The organism is uncultured Mucilaginibacter sp., from assembly GCF_903913935.1.
Classification (GTDB): domain Bacteria; phylum Bacteroidota; class Bacteroidia; order Sphingobacteriales; family Sphingobacteriaceae; genus Mucilaginibacter.
In genome coordinates this window covers 1-14,963 of sequence record NZ_CAIWNH010000175.1, presented here as the reverse complement: position 1 = coordinate 14,963, position 14,963 = coordinate 1, and the positions used below count along the sequence as shown (strand labels likewise).

At 41.8% G+C, this 14,963-nt stretch carries 16 protein-coding genes; 13 read left to right on the top strand and 3 right to left on the bottom strand.

Going from position 1 to position 14,963, the window contains the following annotated elements:
- The first annotated feature begins 543 nt into the window (after positions 1–543).
- Entirely contained in the window at positions 544–1,554 is a 1,011-nt protein-coding gene (locus QZY09_RS06625; protein WP_295669887.1) for a glutamine synthetase beta-grasp domain-containing protein, read from the top strand.
- A 116-nt stretch (positions 1,555–1,670) separates the two neighbouring features.
- On the opposite strand, the gene QZY09_RS06620 is transcribed toward QZY09_RS06625, so the two are convergent.
- Together QZY09_RS06620 and QZY09_RS06615 are read right to left on the bottom strand one after the other, a co-directional pair.
- Positions 1,671–1,901 (bottom strand): gamma-glutamylcyclotransferase, encoded by a 231-nt coding sequence (locus tag QZY09_RS06620; protein WP_295669894.1) that lies wholly within the window; start codon positions 1,899–1,901, stop codon positions 1,671–1,673.
- 18 nt (positions 1,902–1,919) lie between these two features.
- Positions 1,920–2,078, bottom strand: a complete 159-nt coding sequence (locus QZY09_RS06615; protein WP_295669884.1) for a hypothetical protein — start codon at positions 2,076–2,078, stop codon at positions 1,920–1,922.
- A gap of 156 nt (positions 2,079–2,234) precedes the next feature.
- On the opposite strand from QZY09_RS06615, the gene QZY09_RS06610 reads away from it, so the two are divergent.
- The 7 genes from QZY09_RS06610 (at position 2,235) to QZY09_RS06580 (ending at position 9,287) form a co-directional block, all read left to right on the top strand.
- A complete protein-coding gene (locus QZY09_RS06610; RefSeq protein ID WP_295669881.1) occupies positions 2,235–3,593 on the top strand; it encodes a glutamine synthetase family protein in 1,359 nt (452 codons plus the stop codon).
- Between the two features lie 146 nt (positions 3,594–3,739).
- Positions 3,740–4,120: a GxxExxY protein gene (locus QZY09_RS06605; RefSeq protein ID WP_295669891.1), complete on the top strand. Its 381-nt coding sequence runs from the start codon at positions 3,740–3,742 to the stop codon at positions 4,118–4,120.
- 37 nt (positions 4,121–4,157) lie between these two features.
- Positions 4,158–5,276 (top strand): hypothetical protein, encoded by a 1,119-nt coding sequence (locus QZY09_RS06600; RefSeq protein ID WP_295669878.1) that lies wholly within the window; start codon positions 4,158–4,160, stop codon positions 5,274–5,276.
- 143 nt (positions 5,277–5,419) lie between these two features.
- Positions 5,420–6,289 (top strand): HAD-IIA family hydrolase, encoded by an 870-nt coding sequence (locus QZY09_RS06595; RefSeq protein ID WP_295669876.1) that lies wholly within the window; start codon positions 5,420–5,422, stop codon positions 6,287–6,289.
- A gap of 85 nt (positions 6,290–6,374) precedes the next feature.
- Positions 6,375–7,448 carry a 1,4-beta-xylanase gene (locus QZY09_RS06590; protein WP_295669872.1) on the top strand — a complete coding sequence of 358 codons (1,074 nt, stop codon included), beginning with the start codon at positions 6,375–6,377 and terminating at the stop codon, positions 7,446–7,448.
- A 20-nt stretch (positions 7,449–7,468) separates the two neighbouring features.
- Positions 7,469–8,644, top strand: coding sequence for an aldose epimerase family protein (locus tag QZY09_RS06585; RefSeq protein WP_295669869.1), 1,176 nt, complete (start codon positions 7,469–7,471; stop codon positions 8,642–8,644).
- Between the two features lie 436 nt (positions 8,645–9,080).
- Positions 9,081–9,287, top strand: a complete 207-nt coding sequence (locus QZY09_RS06580) for a hypothetical protein (RefSeq protein ID WP_295669866.1) — start codon at positions 9,081–9,083, stop codon at positions 9,285–9,287.
- Here QZY09_RS06580 and QZY09_RS06575 read toward each other — a convergent pair.
- Positions 9,273–9,851, bottom strand: a complete 579-nt coding sequence (locus tag QZY09_RS06575; protein WP_295669863.1) for a nucleotidyltransferase family protein — start codon at positions 9,849–9,851, stop codon at positions 9,273–9,275. The two genes, QZY09_RS06580 and QZY09_RS06575, sit on opposite strands and share 15 nt — an antisense overlap.
- Positions 9,852–10,003: 152 nt before the next feature.
- On the opposite strand from QZY09_RS06575, the gene moaA reads away from it, so the two are divergent.
- From moaA to QZY09_RS06550, 5 genes are all read left to right on the top strand, one after another.
- Entirely contained in the window at positions 10,004–11,014 is a 1,011-nt protein-coding gene (moaA, locus tag QZY09_RS06570) for a GTP 3',8-cyclase MoaA (RefSeq protein WP_367119177.1), read from the top strand.
- An 18-nt stretch (positions 11,015–11,032) separates the two neighbouring features.
- Positions 11,033–12,226 (top strand): molybdopterin molybdotransferase MoeA, encoded by a 1,194-nt coding sequence (locus QZY09_RS06565; protein ID WP_295669854.1) that lies wholly within the window; start codon positions 11,033–11,035, stop codon positions 12,224–12,226.
- Between the two features lie 135 nt (positions 12,227–12,361).
- Positions 12,362–12,832, top strand: coding sequence for a cyclic pyranopterin monophosphate synthase MoaC (gene moaC, locus QZY09_RS06560; RefSeq protein WP_295669851.1), 471 nt, complete (start codon positions 12,362–12,364; stop codon positions 12,830–12,832).
- Positions 12,792–13,988: an NTP transferase domain-containing protein gene (locus tag QZY09_RS06555; protein WP_295669848.1), complete on the top strand. Its 1,197-nt coding sequence runs from the start codon at positions 12,792–12,794 to the stop codon at positions 13,986–13,988. Before moaC ends, QZY09_RS06555 begins: the two co-directional genes overlap by 41 nt.
- A 6-nt stretch (positions 13,989–13,994) precedes the next feature.
- The coding region (locus QZY09_RS06550) for a HesA/MoeB/ThiF family protein (protein WP_295669845.1) at positions 13,995–14,963 on the top strand (969 nt) is incomplete at its 3' end.

The window sequence follows — 14,963 nt, the reverse complement described above, 5'->3', positions numbered from 1 at the left end:
CGGCTAATTCTTTCCTGGCGATATTATCCGCACAGGTAGCGCCAACAGCCCCGGCGCCAACAACAGTTATCTTCATGTCAATTTATGGTTTGCAGATGGAAAATTAAACAGGGCCGAAGATAGAGATTTATATTTTTTTATGTGTAAAAAATATGCAATAAGTGGGAGCAATGCTGGTTTTACGACCTCGATTTCGGATTTGGCGGGAATTGAGCTTCGTAAGTAAAAATTAAAGCATATCGTTTTTATTACAAATAGCTTTAATGAAATCAGGATTGGTAATTTTATTTTTTTGAAATAATGTAAATGAATTCTTCGGCTTTTCTTTTTTGGATTATTTTTTAAACATTAGTTATCATTGTAATGTGTTATTTGCACTTTAATAGCCAATATTGTATCATAAACCAACGGAATTAAAAAAAATCATAAAATTTTCAACAAAATGTGATGAAATTTATAAAAATAATTTAAATTCGCCTCAATATTTTAAGATAACGGTTAAAAAAACAAAGATTAAACCCAAAATTATAAAATCATTAAAAAATGGCAACTAAACTCGAGTACATTTGGCTTGATGGCTACAAACCCACACAAAGCCTGCGTAGCAAAACAAAAATTGTAAGTGATTTCGGCGGAACACTGGAAGAATGCCCTGATTGGAGCTTCGACGGTTCATCAACCGAGCAGGCACCAGGTGGTTCATCAGATTGCGTATTGAGGCCGGTTTATATTTGTAAAGATCCGGGAAGGCTTGATGCTTACCTTGTAATGTGCGAAGTGCTTGATTCAACCGGCGTTGCTCATGAGTCAAATGGCCGTGCTATTATCCAGGATGATGATAACGATTTTTGGTTTGGTTTTGAGCAGGAATATTTCCTTTGGGATCCTGAAACCAACAAACCTCTTGGTTTCCCTGCAGGTGGTTACCCGGCTCCCCAAGGTCCTTACTACTGTTCGGTTGGCGCTAATAATGCATACGGCCGTGAGATCGTTGAAGAACATCTGGACCTTTGCCTTGAAGCAGGCTTAAACGTTGAAGGTATCAACGCTGAAGTTGCTGCCGGACAATGGGAATTCCAGATCTTCGCTAAAGGTGCTAAAGAAGCAGGCGACCAGATTTGGGTTGCACGTTACCTGTTGGAAAGAGTTGGCGAAGCACATGGTGTTTCTATCAACTGGCATTGCAAACCATTAGGTCAGTTAGACTGGAATGGTTCGGGCATGCACGCTAACTTCTCAAATACTACTTTAAGAACTTGCGGAAGCAAAGATGTTTACGACAAAATTTGCGAAGCTTTCCGTCCGGCTGTTGCTGAATGTATCGCTGTATATGGTGCTGATAATGATCAGCGATTAACTGGTAAACACGAAACTGCTTCAATCCATGATTATAGCTATGGTGTATCTGACCGTGGTGCTTCTATCCGTATTCCTTTGTACACCGTACAAAAAGGGTGGAAAGGTTATTTGGAAGATCGTCGCCCTAATTCAGCTGCCGATCCTTACAAAGTTGCTGCTGTTATCATCAAAACTGTAAAGTCAGCTAAACTCTAAATTCCTAACTAAACGAATATGATTATGATTTCCCCCGGATGCAAATCCGGGGGTTTTTTGTTTGCAGGGGATTAAGACTTACAAGGTTTTTAAAACTTCATAAGTCTGCGATCTGTTCATGGCGGCGGCTGATTTTGATATTTTCCTGAAATAATCAGCATCAAACCATTTACCCTTAAATTATAAAGATAAACCCGCCAATCAATCTGGCCTTTATCCGTTTCAACCTCAATCACCTCACTTGTAAACAAATTTGGTTTCTCCTCATTTTCGCCAAACCCCTCGTACTCATCCAGTATTTTCAACGTCTCATGAGGATTATTCATGATAAAAACATCTCCGTAAATAAATAGCCCACTATTTGGTTAATAAATAGCGCCGGTGTATTCGCCAATTTCGTAAAGATTGCCTTTAAATTTACCCCTGGTATGGAAAGTGCAATTGTTTGAAAGGTAGTTGCCATACTCGTTATCCTTATCGAGCAGTGTGCCGTAAACAAATAAATAGTTGTTAGTTTCCTTCATTGGCATTGTTAGTACTCAACAAATATATGCGCAATAACGTTTAAAAAATGAGCATAGCACAACACCAGGTTGTGTGAGCGCCGCTATGTTTTTTTTAATATTTGACGCAATACATTTATCTTGCTTAAATTGCCGACGGTTATTATGATACAGACCATGAACGAAGACCAGATTATAGCCTACCTTAAAGAAAACGATATTCAAAAAATAAAATTCGCTTTTGCTGATGTTGACGGAGTTTTGCGCGGTAAGGTGATCCACCAAAAGAAATTCATTGACGGCTTGCAGCATGGCTACGGTTTTTGTGATGTGGTTTTTGGCTGGGACAGCAGCGATACCTGTTATGATAATGTGCAGCTTACCGGCTGGCACACAGGTTACCCGGACAGGCCCTGCCGGATTGATCTTTCAACGTTCAGAACTATCCCCTGGAACGAAAATATCCCATTCTTTTTGGGCGATTTTACGCAAGCAAATGGAGAAGACCTGCCCGCATGCAGTCGCAGCCTGTTAAAAAAAATAGCTAAACAATGCGAGGCAATGGGCTTTCACCCTGAGTTTGCTCAGGAATTTGAGTGGTTCAATTTTCGCGAAACGCCACAAAGCGTTCAGGATAAAGGTTTTAAAGACATGGAAACCCTTACGCCCGGTATGTTTGGATATTCTATCCTGCGTACCTCGATGGAGGATGATTTTTATAACGATCTGTTTAACCTGCTGATGGAATTTAACGTTCCGTTGGAAGGCTTGCACACTGAAACCGGCCCGGGCGTTTATGAAGCGGCCCTGATGCACGATCATGTATTGGCGGCAGCTGATAAAGCCACCCTGTTTAAAACGGCGGTAAAAGAAATTGCCTACAAACATGGCATCATGGCTACGTTTATGGCAAAATGGAATGAGAACCTTCCCGGTTGCAGCGGCCATATCCATCAGAGCCTTTGGGATATGAATCAAACCAAAAATCTTTTTTATAGTGCCGATGGCGAAAATAATATGAGTGAACTGCACCGGCAATATCTTGCAGGTCAGTTGTATTGCCTGCCGTATATTTTGCCGATGTATGCACCCACTATAAATAGTTATAAACGGCTGGTTGAAGGTGCCTGGGCGCCTACAAAAGTTACCTGGGGCGTGGATAACCGCACAACCGCGCTCAGGGTATTGCATCCGTCGGAAGGATATACCCGGCTGGAGACACGTATCCCCGGTGCTGATACCAATCCGTACCTGGCGATGGCGGCTGCTTTGGCATCTGGCTTGTATGGTATCGAAAATAAACTCGAACTAAAAATACCAGCTATAAAAGGTAATGGATATAAGGACAAAAACAATGGCAGCCTTTCGTCCAATCTTTTTGATGCGACAACTTTAATGAAGCATTCGGCGCTGTCAAAGGAACTTTTTGGCGAAGCATTTGTTGAACACTTTACCCAAACCCGTTTTTGGGAGTGCAGGCAATTTGCTAAAAGCGTCACCGATTGGGAGTTGAAGAGGTATTTTGAAATTATCTGAACGGGGGAATCTGAACCAGAATTTAACAGATTGTTCGGATTTTTTGGATGAACGCGGGCGGGTTGCTGGAGTAGTTAGAAAATAAGGAATGTAAGCGATGCAGGAGCCATTAAAATATGAAGAATTCACACATAAAATAATTGGATGTGCCATGCAGGTACATACAATTATTGGGGGATGGATTTCAGGAAGTAATTTACCAGCGGGCATTAGAAATTGAAATGTCATTGCAAGGCCTTTCTTTTGAAAGAGAAAAAGATTTGTCAATTTATTATAAAGATATTGTAATTGGCGGGAGATGGGTTGACTTCTTTGTTGAAGAGAAAATTATGGTTGAGCTTAAATCGATAATTCAACTTGAAGATGTCCATTTAGCACAGGCTATCAATTATCTTGAAGCATATAATATGGAAATAGGTCTTCTTTTGAATTTTGGAAGCACCTATTTGACCTATAAAAGATTGTTAAATAATAAATATAAGGAAAATAGGTTAAGTCCGCCACTTAATCAAATCCGAAAAATCTAAAAAATCCGCTAAATCCGGGTTCAGACAAAATATTATTGTGAATAAGATCTTAGATATAGAACCAGAAAATCCGATAAATCCACAGTTTCCTGTACGGGCCTCCAAGGTTCATACAAAAGTGGATTATAATTCAATCATCAAAAAAGCCTGGGAAGGTTATGATGATTCGAAAACGATAAATGAAATTGTAGATATCAGCGCCATGGTTTCTACCAACCATGTTTTTCGCATCACTTTTACCGACGATGATATTGTAATTGCTAAATTAAGCTATTTTGGTCATTACGAGCATTTTAAAGAAGATCACCGGATCATTCACAGCTTGTCCAATAACCTGCTTTATCCTTTTGAAAACCTGCTGGCCAAATCATTATTAAAAAACAACCGGGTTTATGTTTACAGGTACAAGCATGGCAAAACGGACGCCTGGGTGGTTTTTTATAACCCTACCAGGATACTGGAACGTTTGCCGCGCCGGCTGGAGGATCATCACATCGTCAAACTAGGGCAGCAGGTGGGTAAATTTCACAAAGCTTGTTCAAGGGTGAAAAATGTATTGCCTAAATCATCCAAAACTTTAAGGACGGACATTGCGGCCCTGCAATACCAGTTGGAGGTAAACGAGAAAAATTTTGGCTCGGCCATGCAGGTTGATTTCCTGAAATACCATTGCGACCTGTTCTTCAAAAACCGGTCGAATTATAATATGAAATCGTTTGAGATCATCCCGGTTTTTATTGACTGGAATATTGGTAACTTTTCAGTAACCCCAAATCTCGAACTATATTCCCGCTGGGATTATGATTGGTTTCGGATGAGCTATCGCGTGCTTGATTTTTACTTTTTTAGCAGAGTGGTATCCAATGCAGGCGACCGGACAGTTTTTAGCTATTATATCAGTACCATGAATGAAGACAGGTTTATCCTGTTTTTAAAGGAGTATCACAAGGTTAATCCGCTTACGGCGGGTGAGATCAGGTACCTAAAAGAAGCCTATCGCTTTTTTATATTAAATTACGTGATCAAAGACGGGAAGTATTTTTTTAATGAACAGTATGCGACAAAACTGCAGGCAGAAGCATTTGAAATATACCTGCCATCTGTCGACCGGGATTTTGACGCAGAGCGAATAATTGAAGAATTGGGGTTGGGGTAGAATATGTGGTTGATTGAGTTGATTAGGCTAAGTAGTTGATTGAGTTAGATATTCAAATCATCCGCTATAATAATCGTTCTACAACTCGAAACTTAATCAACTTAATCAACTCAATCCAACTTAAGCAACTAATAACCAAAAAAATGCACCGCATTGAAAACTTTAAGTCGATAATTGATAAATACGATGTCATCTTTTTTGATGCTTTCGGTGTAATCAAAACCTACCAGGGTTTGGTGCCGGGTATTGAAAGGACATTTGAATATCTTGAAGCGAAGGGGAAAGAATATTATATCGTAACCAATGATGCTTCACGAAGTCCCGGGCAACTTGCAGAAAGTTATCACAGGAAAGGCTTGTTTGCGATAACTCCTGAAAGGATCGTTTCTTCAGGTATGCTTACCAAGGAATATCTTGATCTGAAAGTGCAGGATGGTATCGTAGCTTACCTTGGCACGCCGGAATCGTCGCATTATATTGACAGCTCGGGGCTGCATACCTTGCCCGTTAGCGAGATCAACAGCAGTAATATCGATAAGGTCAGCGCCATGATATTTCTGGATGACGAAGGGTTCGACTGGATACAGGACCTCAACAAAACGGTAAACCTGCTGCGCAAAAAAACAATCCCGGTTATTGTTGCTAATACCGATCATGCATACCCGCTTTCTGTTCACGATGTTTCTATCGCCATCGGCGGGATCGCTTCGATGGTTGAAAATATCGTCGGTAAGAAGTTTATCCGGTTCGGGAAACCGGATTCGCAGATGTTTATGTTTGCTTATGACCTGATCCGCGAATACCGGCAGATCAGCAAAAAACAGATCGTGATGGTAGGGGATACGCTTCAAACAGATATTTTAGGTGGCAATAAATTTGGGTTAGACACTGTTTTGGTATTAACAGGCAATACGCTGGCGAAAGATGTAGATGCACGGATCACCTCCACGGGCATTATGCCCACCTATATTTGTGAAAACGCAGTGGTAGAATTGGGCGGGCTCGGGTTTTAAATAAATTTTTAATTAGTGTAAAATTCACAATTATTTTTATCACTTTTGAATTAACCAATTTATCTTTATTTTTAAAGCATCTGCCATGCGGTTGAAAAATTTATTAGCGCTTTTCTTTTTGTTTTTGACGTTTTCTGTCAATTTAAATGCTCAATCAACAAAAAGTGCGGGGCTGAACGTTTGGTCGGCTGAAAAAGCCAATGCATGGTACGTCCAGCATAAATGGATTAACGGCGCCAATTTTACGCCCAGCACAGCGATAAATCAACTGGAGATGTGGCAGGCAGATACCTTTGATCCGCAAACCATCGACAAGGAACTTGACTACGCCGAAAATATTGGTTTTAACACCATGCGGGTGTTTTTACACAGCGTAGCCTGGAAGGAAGATCCAAAGGGTTTTAAACAACGCGTGAACAAATATCTGAGCATTGCAGATAAACATCATATCCAAACCATTTTTGTGTTTTTTGATGATTGCTGGAACGCGAGCGCCAAGCCAGGCAAACAACCTGAACCAAAGCCAGGCATCCATAATTCTGGCTGGATGCAGGATCCCGGGCGCCCGTTGGTAAAGTCTGCTGATTATCTCGGATTAAAAGCTTATGTGGATGATATTTTAATCACTTTTAAGCATGATAAGCGCGTTTTATTATGGGACCTATACAATGAGCCGGGCAACAGCAATAAAAACTTTAAATCGGCGGTGTTGCTGACGAAAGTATTTGCCTGGGCACATGCGGTTAATCCGGATCAACCTGTAAGTTCAGGAATGTGGGACTGGAGTTTGGAGGACCTCAATAAAATTCAGTTTAAAAATTCAGATGTGATCACTTATCATTGCTATGACAGTCCTGACAGTCACCAACGGGTAATACAACTATTAAAAATTAGCAACCGCCCCGTAATTTGCACTGAGTACATGGCCCGTTTACGGAATAGCACGTTTGAAAACACCATGCCCATTTTAAAAAAGGAAAATGTTGGTGCTATAAACTGGGGGCTGGTGAGTGGTAAAACAAATACCATTTACGCCTGGGATACCCCAATGCCGGATGGATCGGAACCAAAAATATGGTTTCACGACGTTTTTAGAAAAGACGGTACGCCATTTAATCAAAAGGAAACAGACCTGATTAAACAACTTAACGGGAAATAATATTTTTAACCGCAAAACCAATGAAAATGATATTTAAAAGCCATTTGTTACTCTTTTTACCTGTTTGTATTTTATCTTTGGCGGCTTGTAATCAACCGGCAAAACAATCTTCTACATCAACTATGACGGACAGCACAACCCAGGCAACTTTACCCGCAGCAAAAGGATTTGAACAAACAATTGATGGCAAACAAACCCATTACTACCTACTAAAAAATAAAAACGGCGTACAGGCATCTTTCACCAATTATGGTGCCCATCTGGTGGGACTGCTTGTGCCTGATAAAGCAGGAAAGTTAACCGATGTGGTGATTGGGTTTGATAGTATAGCAGATTACAAAACATCCTTGTCTGCCTATTATGGCGCAACTATCGGCCGTTACGGTAACCGGATAGCTAAAGGGCATTTTGTGCTCGATGGCCGTCGGTACGATCTTTTCGTTAACAATAAACCTAATACCTTGCATGGTGGCCAAAAGGGCTTTAATGATGTTGTTTGGGATACCAAACTGGTTAGCGACAGCACCATTACGTTTACCTATCTTTCAAAAGACGGCGAAGAAGGTTACCCTGGAAACCTTGATTGCAAAGTTACTTTTGAGCTGACGAACGACAATGCCGTTAAAATTAGCTACGAAGCCACAACTGATAAAAACACTATCGTTAATTTAACCAACCATTCATATTTCAACCTGAACGGGGCAGGCAGCGGGACAATCCTTAATCATATGGTACAGATGGATGCTTCCAATTATACACCAATTGACCCCACATCTATCCCTACAGGTAAAATTGAACCAGTTGCCGGTACGCCGTTTGATTTTACCAAACCAGCTGCTATCGGCAGCAGAATCAATGATAAGAACGAACAGTTAAAAAACGGAACCGGGTACGATCATAATTTTGTTTTGGATAAGCATGACCTGGCTACACCGATCGCCACGGCAACAGGTGATAAAAGCGGTATTGAAATGCAGGTATTTACTACCGAACCAGGTTTGCAGTTTTACAGCGGCAACTTTATGAAAGGCGGCAATACCATGCACGGCGGCGCTAAGGATGAACTCCGCACGGCTTTTGCTATGGAAACACAGCATTATCCTGATTCTCCAAACAAACCGCAGTTTCCTTCAACAGAACTAAAACCGGGAGAAACTTATAAAACGGTTACGATTTATAAGTTTTCGGCGAAATAATCTTATTCAACCATCTTCAAAATGGAGAGGGTTTTTTATAATACGGCTTAAGATAAAGTATGCCTAACTGATATATCATAGCAGGATGTAACGGCGCGGGCAAAACAACGGCAAGCTATACCATTTTACCCGAAATATTGGATTGCCGGGAATTTGTTACAGGGAAATCGCTTTTAAAACAGGGGGCTCCACTGGAGCCATTACATCACAATTGCATGTGCTATAAACAGGTAGTTCCGCTGGAACTATTGCGACCTTCTGTCTATAACTCCGGAGGAGTTGCCTGTTTATAGCATAAATAGATCAGTTGATGGCTCCGTAGGTGCCTCCTGTTAGCTATTAGTTTTTAAAAGCGATTTCCCTGCTCAAAAACCGCCAGGATTGGGAGAAATAATAATTAATAACGATATTTAGAGTATCATATTAAAACAAAACCATGAAAGCTCAAACTAAAGACGCCAATTGGAATGAGTTGTCTGAAAAAATTGTAGCGGGTGTAAATAAGGCGCTTAGAAAACTAGTCGAAACTTCTGCGGCCAATGATAAAAGCCTTGTTGTTGGCGATGACCAAGGTAACTTTAAGACAGTCCCCGCTAAGGAGCTCCTAAAAAATCTACCTAAGCAAACTTCATTCCCGGTTTAGCTTTTCAAAATCCTCTATCGTATCAATATCAACACTTCCGTGCGGAAATAAAATTTCAATAACCTTATCAGGATATTTATGGATTACCTTTTTTGCACCTTCGGTACCCTTTAACGATAACAGATCTTTAAAATAAACGACATCGAATAACACGGGCGGTCCTGTAGTATTATTGTAAGAACACGCTGTTATGCCCTGTTCTCCGTTAGCCATTATCAGGTGGTTAAGAAGGTAGGTATCGGTAAAAGGCTGGTCGCAAAGCATCAGGATAACCGATTGAATGTTTGGTTCGATTTTTAACAGCCCCGATAATCCTGTGCGGATAGAGGATGACATTCCTTCATTCCATTCAGGGTTATGTATAATATTTATATCATAATTTTTAATGGTAGGTTCAATCGCTTCGGCATTCCCGCCTAAAACAACCACAACAGGTTCGCAAACGGATGCAATGGCGGTTTCTATAGCCCGCTGCAACAAGGTTTTACCTTTAAAAATAAGGTTTTGTTTTGGCTTTCCCAGCCGGCTGGATGAACCTGCGGCGAGTATGATAATACCTGTCATTTAATTTTATCGAAAAGAATGATGATGTTTAACAAAGATAAGATTGTAAAAAGAATGATAATGTGATAAAAAGTACAATTAAAAAACAATCTGCTAGATGTTAATAATTATTTTTACATGATAAATAAACTACGCCGGAAAATTCCGGTCGTTTGGAATTAAAGGGGGAATATTTGATAACGGATAATCACGGAAGAAAAGTAAATTATTTGCGGCTTGCCGTAACCGACAGGTGCAACTTGCGTTGTTTTTATTGTATGCCTGAGGAAGGATTGAACTGGCTTTCTCGCAGCGAGCTGATGACATATGAAGAAATGCTGCAAATATGTACCTTACTAGTTAAAATGGGTATCGAAAAGATCCGTATCACCGGGGGCGAGCCTTTTGTGCGTAAGGACATTATGAAGTTTTTAACCGCGCTTTCAAAATTGGAGGGGCTAAATGAACTTACCATAACAACCAATGGCGTTTTAACCGCCCCTTATGTTCCTGTATTAAAAAAACTGGGAGTAAAGTCGGTTAACCTTAGCCTGGATACCCTTGATGCCGGCCGGTTTTTTGCCATTACCGGCAGGGATGAGTTTGCAAATGTTATGCAAACCATTGACGAATTACTAAAACATGGTATTGAAGTAAAGTTGAATACCGTGGTGATGGAAGGTAAAAACATACAGGATCTTATTCCGCTGGTTGGGTTGACAAAGGAATTGCCGGTAAGCGTCCGTTTTATAGAGGAAATGCCATTTAACGGCGATGGGCATATTTACACTGGTTTAAAATGGGATTATGTGAGGATATTGGAAGAAATAAGCGAGGGGTTCCCGGGAATTAAAAAAGTGCCTGATCCTTTATATTCAACTTCCTATAATTATCAAATTCCCGGTCACAAAGGTAGCGTTGGCATTATAGCAGCGTATTCGCGCACTTTTTGCGGAACGTGCAACCGGGTTAGGATAACGCCGGTAGGAGAGTTGAAGACCTGCTTATATGATGACGGGCTTTTAAACATCAAAGACCTTATAAGGCAGCGGGCCGACGAAAATGAAATAAAAGAAACCCTTTTAAATACTTTTAATTCACGGGCGAAGGATGGCTGGGAAGCGGAACGGCTGAGGGTGGTGCATAAAGGGGTACACGAATCTATGGCAACCATAGGAGGTTAATAATTTAATTACTGTTGTATGATTACGGTAGAAGAAGCTGCAAAAATAGTCCTGGAACAGGCAACAGGTTATGGTGTTGAAATAGTGCCGTTTGAGCAATCGTTAGGCCGGGTTTTGGCCGAAGATATTAAGGCTGACCGGGATCTGCCGCCCTATAACCGGGTAACTATGGATGGCATTGCGATTAGTTATGAGGCTATTGAAAATGGCATAAGTACTTTTCGGATTAAAGCTACCCAGGCAGCGGGCGACGACCCCGTTGATATTGAAGATCACACTGAATGTGTTGAAATAATGACAGGGGCAATGCTGCCAGGGTCCACCGACACTGTTGTTCGGTATGAAGATCTTGAATTAAGAGCGGGCCTGGCCACCCTGGTTACTAATGGCATCCGTAAAGGGCAGAATATTCATTATAAAGGAAAAGATAAAAAGCAGGACGACCTGGTGGCCGAAACCGGCGCCATGGTTACGCCGGCAATCATTAGTTTAATAGCGTCGGTGGGAGAGAGTGAGTTACGCGTAAAAAAACTGCCGAGAGTCGTTATTCTTTCATCCGGTAATGAGCTGGTAGATGTCGATCAGGCACCCGGTCCGTTCCAGATCAGGAGATCAAATAACTATACTGTCAGGGCAGTTTTAAAGCAGCATGGCTTAGATGCGCAATTGCTGCACCTGCCGGATGACGAAGAGGTGATTAAAAAACAACTGGCAATTTGCCTTGAAAATTATGATGCAATTATACTGAGCGGCGGAGTGTCCATGGGGAAATTCGATCATATTCCCCGTGCTTTGGCAGCATTGAAAGTAAAACAACTTTTTCATAATGTGAAGCAGCGGCCCGGCAAGCCGTTTTGGTTTGGTAAGCATGAAAACGGGCAGTTGGTATTCGCATTCCCGGGAAATCCCGTCGCTACCTTCATGTGCCTGCACCGGTATTTTTTACCATGGCTGCATAAGTCAATGGGGGCTAAAGAAAAGCCGCAATTACGTGCGGTGTTGAGTGGCCGGGTAAGCTTTCATTTTCCGCTAAAATATTTTTTACAGGTAAAACTGCATTATAACGAATATTGCCAGTTAATGGCCAGCCCGGTTGAGGGCAATGGCTCCGGTGATTTTGCTAACTTAGCGGATACCGATGCTTTTATGGAACTTCCACTGGAGAAAAATGAATTTAAAAGAGGAGAGGTGTTTCCGCTGTGGCCCTTTTGATTGTCTGAACTCGAATTTTATGAATTTTTAGAATTAATGGAATTTTTAAGGGTTTATCATAGATCAATCATGTAATTCGAGTTCAGACAGTAATCGGTGAAGTCAAAAAAAAAATCAGTAAAATCTAAAAAATAAATGCTAAGTCATATCGATACTAACGGCAACCCCACCATGGTGGATGTAACCGCCAAACAGGTTTCGCACCGCACAGCTACGGCTCGGAGCATAGTTTCGTTGCCGGATGACGTATTGGTACATTTAACCAATGGCGATTTGCAAACAAAAAAAGGATCTGTATTTCAAACAGCTATCATTGCAGGGATAATGGCAGCAAAAAAAACCGGGGACTTGATCCCGCTTTGCCACCCGCTGGGTTTGGATAACTGCAATATAAGCATCAGCGTGAATGGATCAAATGAAGTGGTGATTGATTGCACAGCCAGCATTACTGCTAAAACCGGCGTGGAAATGGAAGCATTGGTGGGTGCATCCATCGCTGCATTAACAGTGTACGATATGTGCAAGGCGATGAGCCACGATATCGTTATAAAAGAAACAAAACTGCTTGCAAAAACAGGAGGTAAACGTGACTTTAGAAGGGAATAACCAGGAAGGAAAAAAGCATAAAAAACATGCCGACCTTAAACGGCCATCTCTCGGTAATTTTGGCCGCAATGAATGGGCCATCGTTGGCGGGCCATGTACTACTATTAAATTTTTGGCCGACCAGGTGATCAACGCGCTATCATCAGAATATAAGTGCGCCTATATTGATACTACCCACAATGACGATGTTACCTTAATGCCGGCTAAGCTGGCAAATGGGGCCTTTTTGGAGTATTATGACCAGGTTAATTACACCCAGCTCAACTACAAAGAACCTTTCAATTCATTTAAATTGAAGGAGACGTTTGCCTCTGCCGATTTAATATTGGCGAACGGCAACCATAATCCAGCAAAGGCACAGGTGGTGATCATTTATGAAAATAAAAGGGCATCGCTGCAAAAACGTGTTGAACAACTAGACAATGTACAAATGATCCTGCTGGCAGATAATGCCACCGAGATTTTTGACTTTATAAAGGAGGCTGTGCCTCATTGGAATGAATTGCCGGTGTATCGTTTGGATGAAACGGAAATGATTATTGATTTTTTTAGAAAACAACTTCATAAAGCAAAGCCAAAACTAAACGGACTGGTACTGGCCGGCGGTAAAAGCGAACGGATGGGATTTGATAAAGGATCAGTTAACTGGCATGGCAAGGAACAACGCTATCACATGGCAGATTTGCTGGGTTCTTTTTGTGAGGAGGTGTTTATATCCTGCCGACCTGATCAGCAATTGCGAATTGAATCCCCTTATTTGAGCCTGCCGGATACTTTTTTGGGCCTTGGGCCATATGGTGCGATCTTGTCTGCTTTCCGGGACAGACCGGACGAAGCATGGCTGGTGGTAGCGTGCGACCTGCCCTTATTGAGCGAAAAATCGTTAGGCTACCTGGTAGATCAACGCAACGTAGCTACCATCGCGACGGCTTACCAGAGCCGTTTTAATGATTTTCCGGAACCATTGATCACCATTTGGGAGCCCAAAAGCTACCGCGTATTGCTTTCGTTTTTGGCGCAGGGGTATTCATGCCCCAGAAAGGTGTTGATCAATAGCGACATCACCCTGTTAAATGCCCCCGATCCGGAAGAGATGACAAATGTAAATACCCCCGAAGAACTGGAGAAAGTGAAACTTGCGTTGCAACAAATTTAATGCGGTATGGAACTTGACTTTTTACGTTACAGTTGCCAGATAGCCTTGCCGGGCTTTTCTGAAGCCACCCAGCGACTTTTACAAAATGCAAGAGTATTGATAGTGGGTGCAGGTGGATTAGGCTGCCCCGCGGCGCAATACCTGGCCGCAGTTGGTATAGGTACTTTAGGTATTGCTGATTTTGATGTAGTTTCAGTAAGTAACCTGCACCGGCAGATCTTGTTCACGCCGGCTGATGCCGGCAAAAAGAAGGCGCTTTTAGCAAGTGAACGTTTGCAGTCCCAAAACCCGGGAATTACTGTAATTGCACATGATATGCGGGTGACATCGCAAAATGTGATGGAACTGCTGAGCCAATATGACGTTATTGTTGATGGTACGGATAATTTTGAAACCCGTTATTTATTGAATGATGCAGGCGTTTTGGCCGGAAAGCCTGTTGTGTACGGTGCAATTTACCAGTTTGAAGGGCAGGTTGCCGTTTGGAATATAAAAAATCAGAAAGGTACAAGGAGCCCTAATTACCGCGATCTTTTCCCTGAAGTTGATTCCTCGCAGATACCCAATTGTGCCGAGGGCGGCGTAATACCAACGCTAGCCGGTATTATCGGGTGTATGCAGGCAAATGAGGTGATCAAATACATCACCAAAACAGGCGAACTGCTTGCCGGTAAAGTATTGATATTTGACGCGCAAACAATGCAAAGCCGCATTATTAAAATAGGGGAAGTTACCCATACCGCTATAAACAGGTTGAAAGAAACTGTTTTTATTCCGACAGTGTCTGTTGATGAACTAAAAAGCCAGATCGCCGCAAAATCAGTCAGACTTGTAGACGTAAGAACAGAACGGGAGCGTGACGAGTTTGATATTGGCGGCGAACATATTCCGCTGGATGAATTAGATGGTTATATAGATGCGGAGGATGAGACGGTGAACACCGTATTTTATTGCGGAACCGGGAAAAGGAGCGGG

Excerpts from the sequence above, each read along its gene's own strand:
- QZY09_RS06625 (WP_295669887.1), top strand. The coding sequence starts at position 544 with ATGGCAACTAAACTCGAGTACATTTGGCTTGATGGCTACAAACCCACA.
- QZY09_RS06615 (WP_295669884.1), bottom strand. The coding sequence starts at position 2,078 with ATGAAGGAAACTAACAACTATTTATTTGTTTACGGCACACTGCTCGAT.
- QZY09_RS06610 (WP_295669881.1), top strand. The coding sequence starts at position 2,235 with ATGAACGAAGACCAGATTATAGCCTACCTTAAAGAAAACGATATTCAA.
- QZY09_RS06595 (WP_295669876.1), top strand. The coding sequence starts at position 5,420 with ATGCACCGCATTGAAAACTTTAAGTCGATAATTGATAAATACGATGTC.
- QZY09_RS06590 (WP_295669872.1), top strand. The coding sequence starts at position 6,375 with ATGCGGTTGAAAAATTTATTAGCGCTTTTCTTTTTGTTTTTGACGTTT.
- QZY09_RS06585 (WP_295669869.1), top strand. The coding sequence starts at position 7,469 with ATGAAAATGATATTTAAAAGCCATTTGTTACTCTTTTTACCTGTTTGT.
- QZY09_RS06580 (WP_295669866.1), top strand. The coding sequence starts at position 9,081 with ATGAAAGCTCAAACTAAAGACGCCAATTGGAATGAGTTGTCTGAAAAA.
- QZY09_RS06575 (WP_295669863.1), bottom strand. The coding sequence starts at position 9,851 with ATGACAGGTATTATCATACTCGCCGCAGGTTCATCCAGCCGGCTGGGA.
- QZY09_RS06565 (WP_295669854.1), top strand. The coding sequence starts at position 11,033 with ATGATTACGGTAGAAGAAGCTGCAAAAATAGTCCTGGAACAGGCAACA.
- moaC (WP_295669851.1), top strand. The coding sequence starts at position 12,362 with ATGCTAAGTCATATCGATACTAACGGCAACCCCACCATGGTGGATGTA.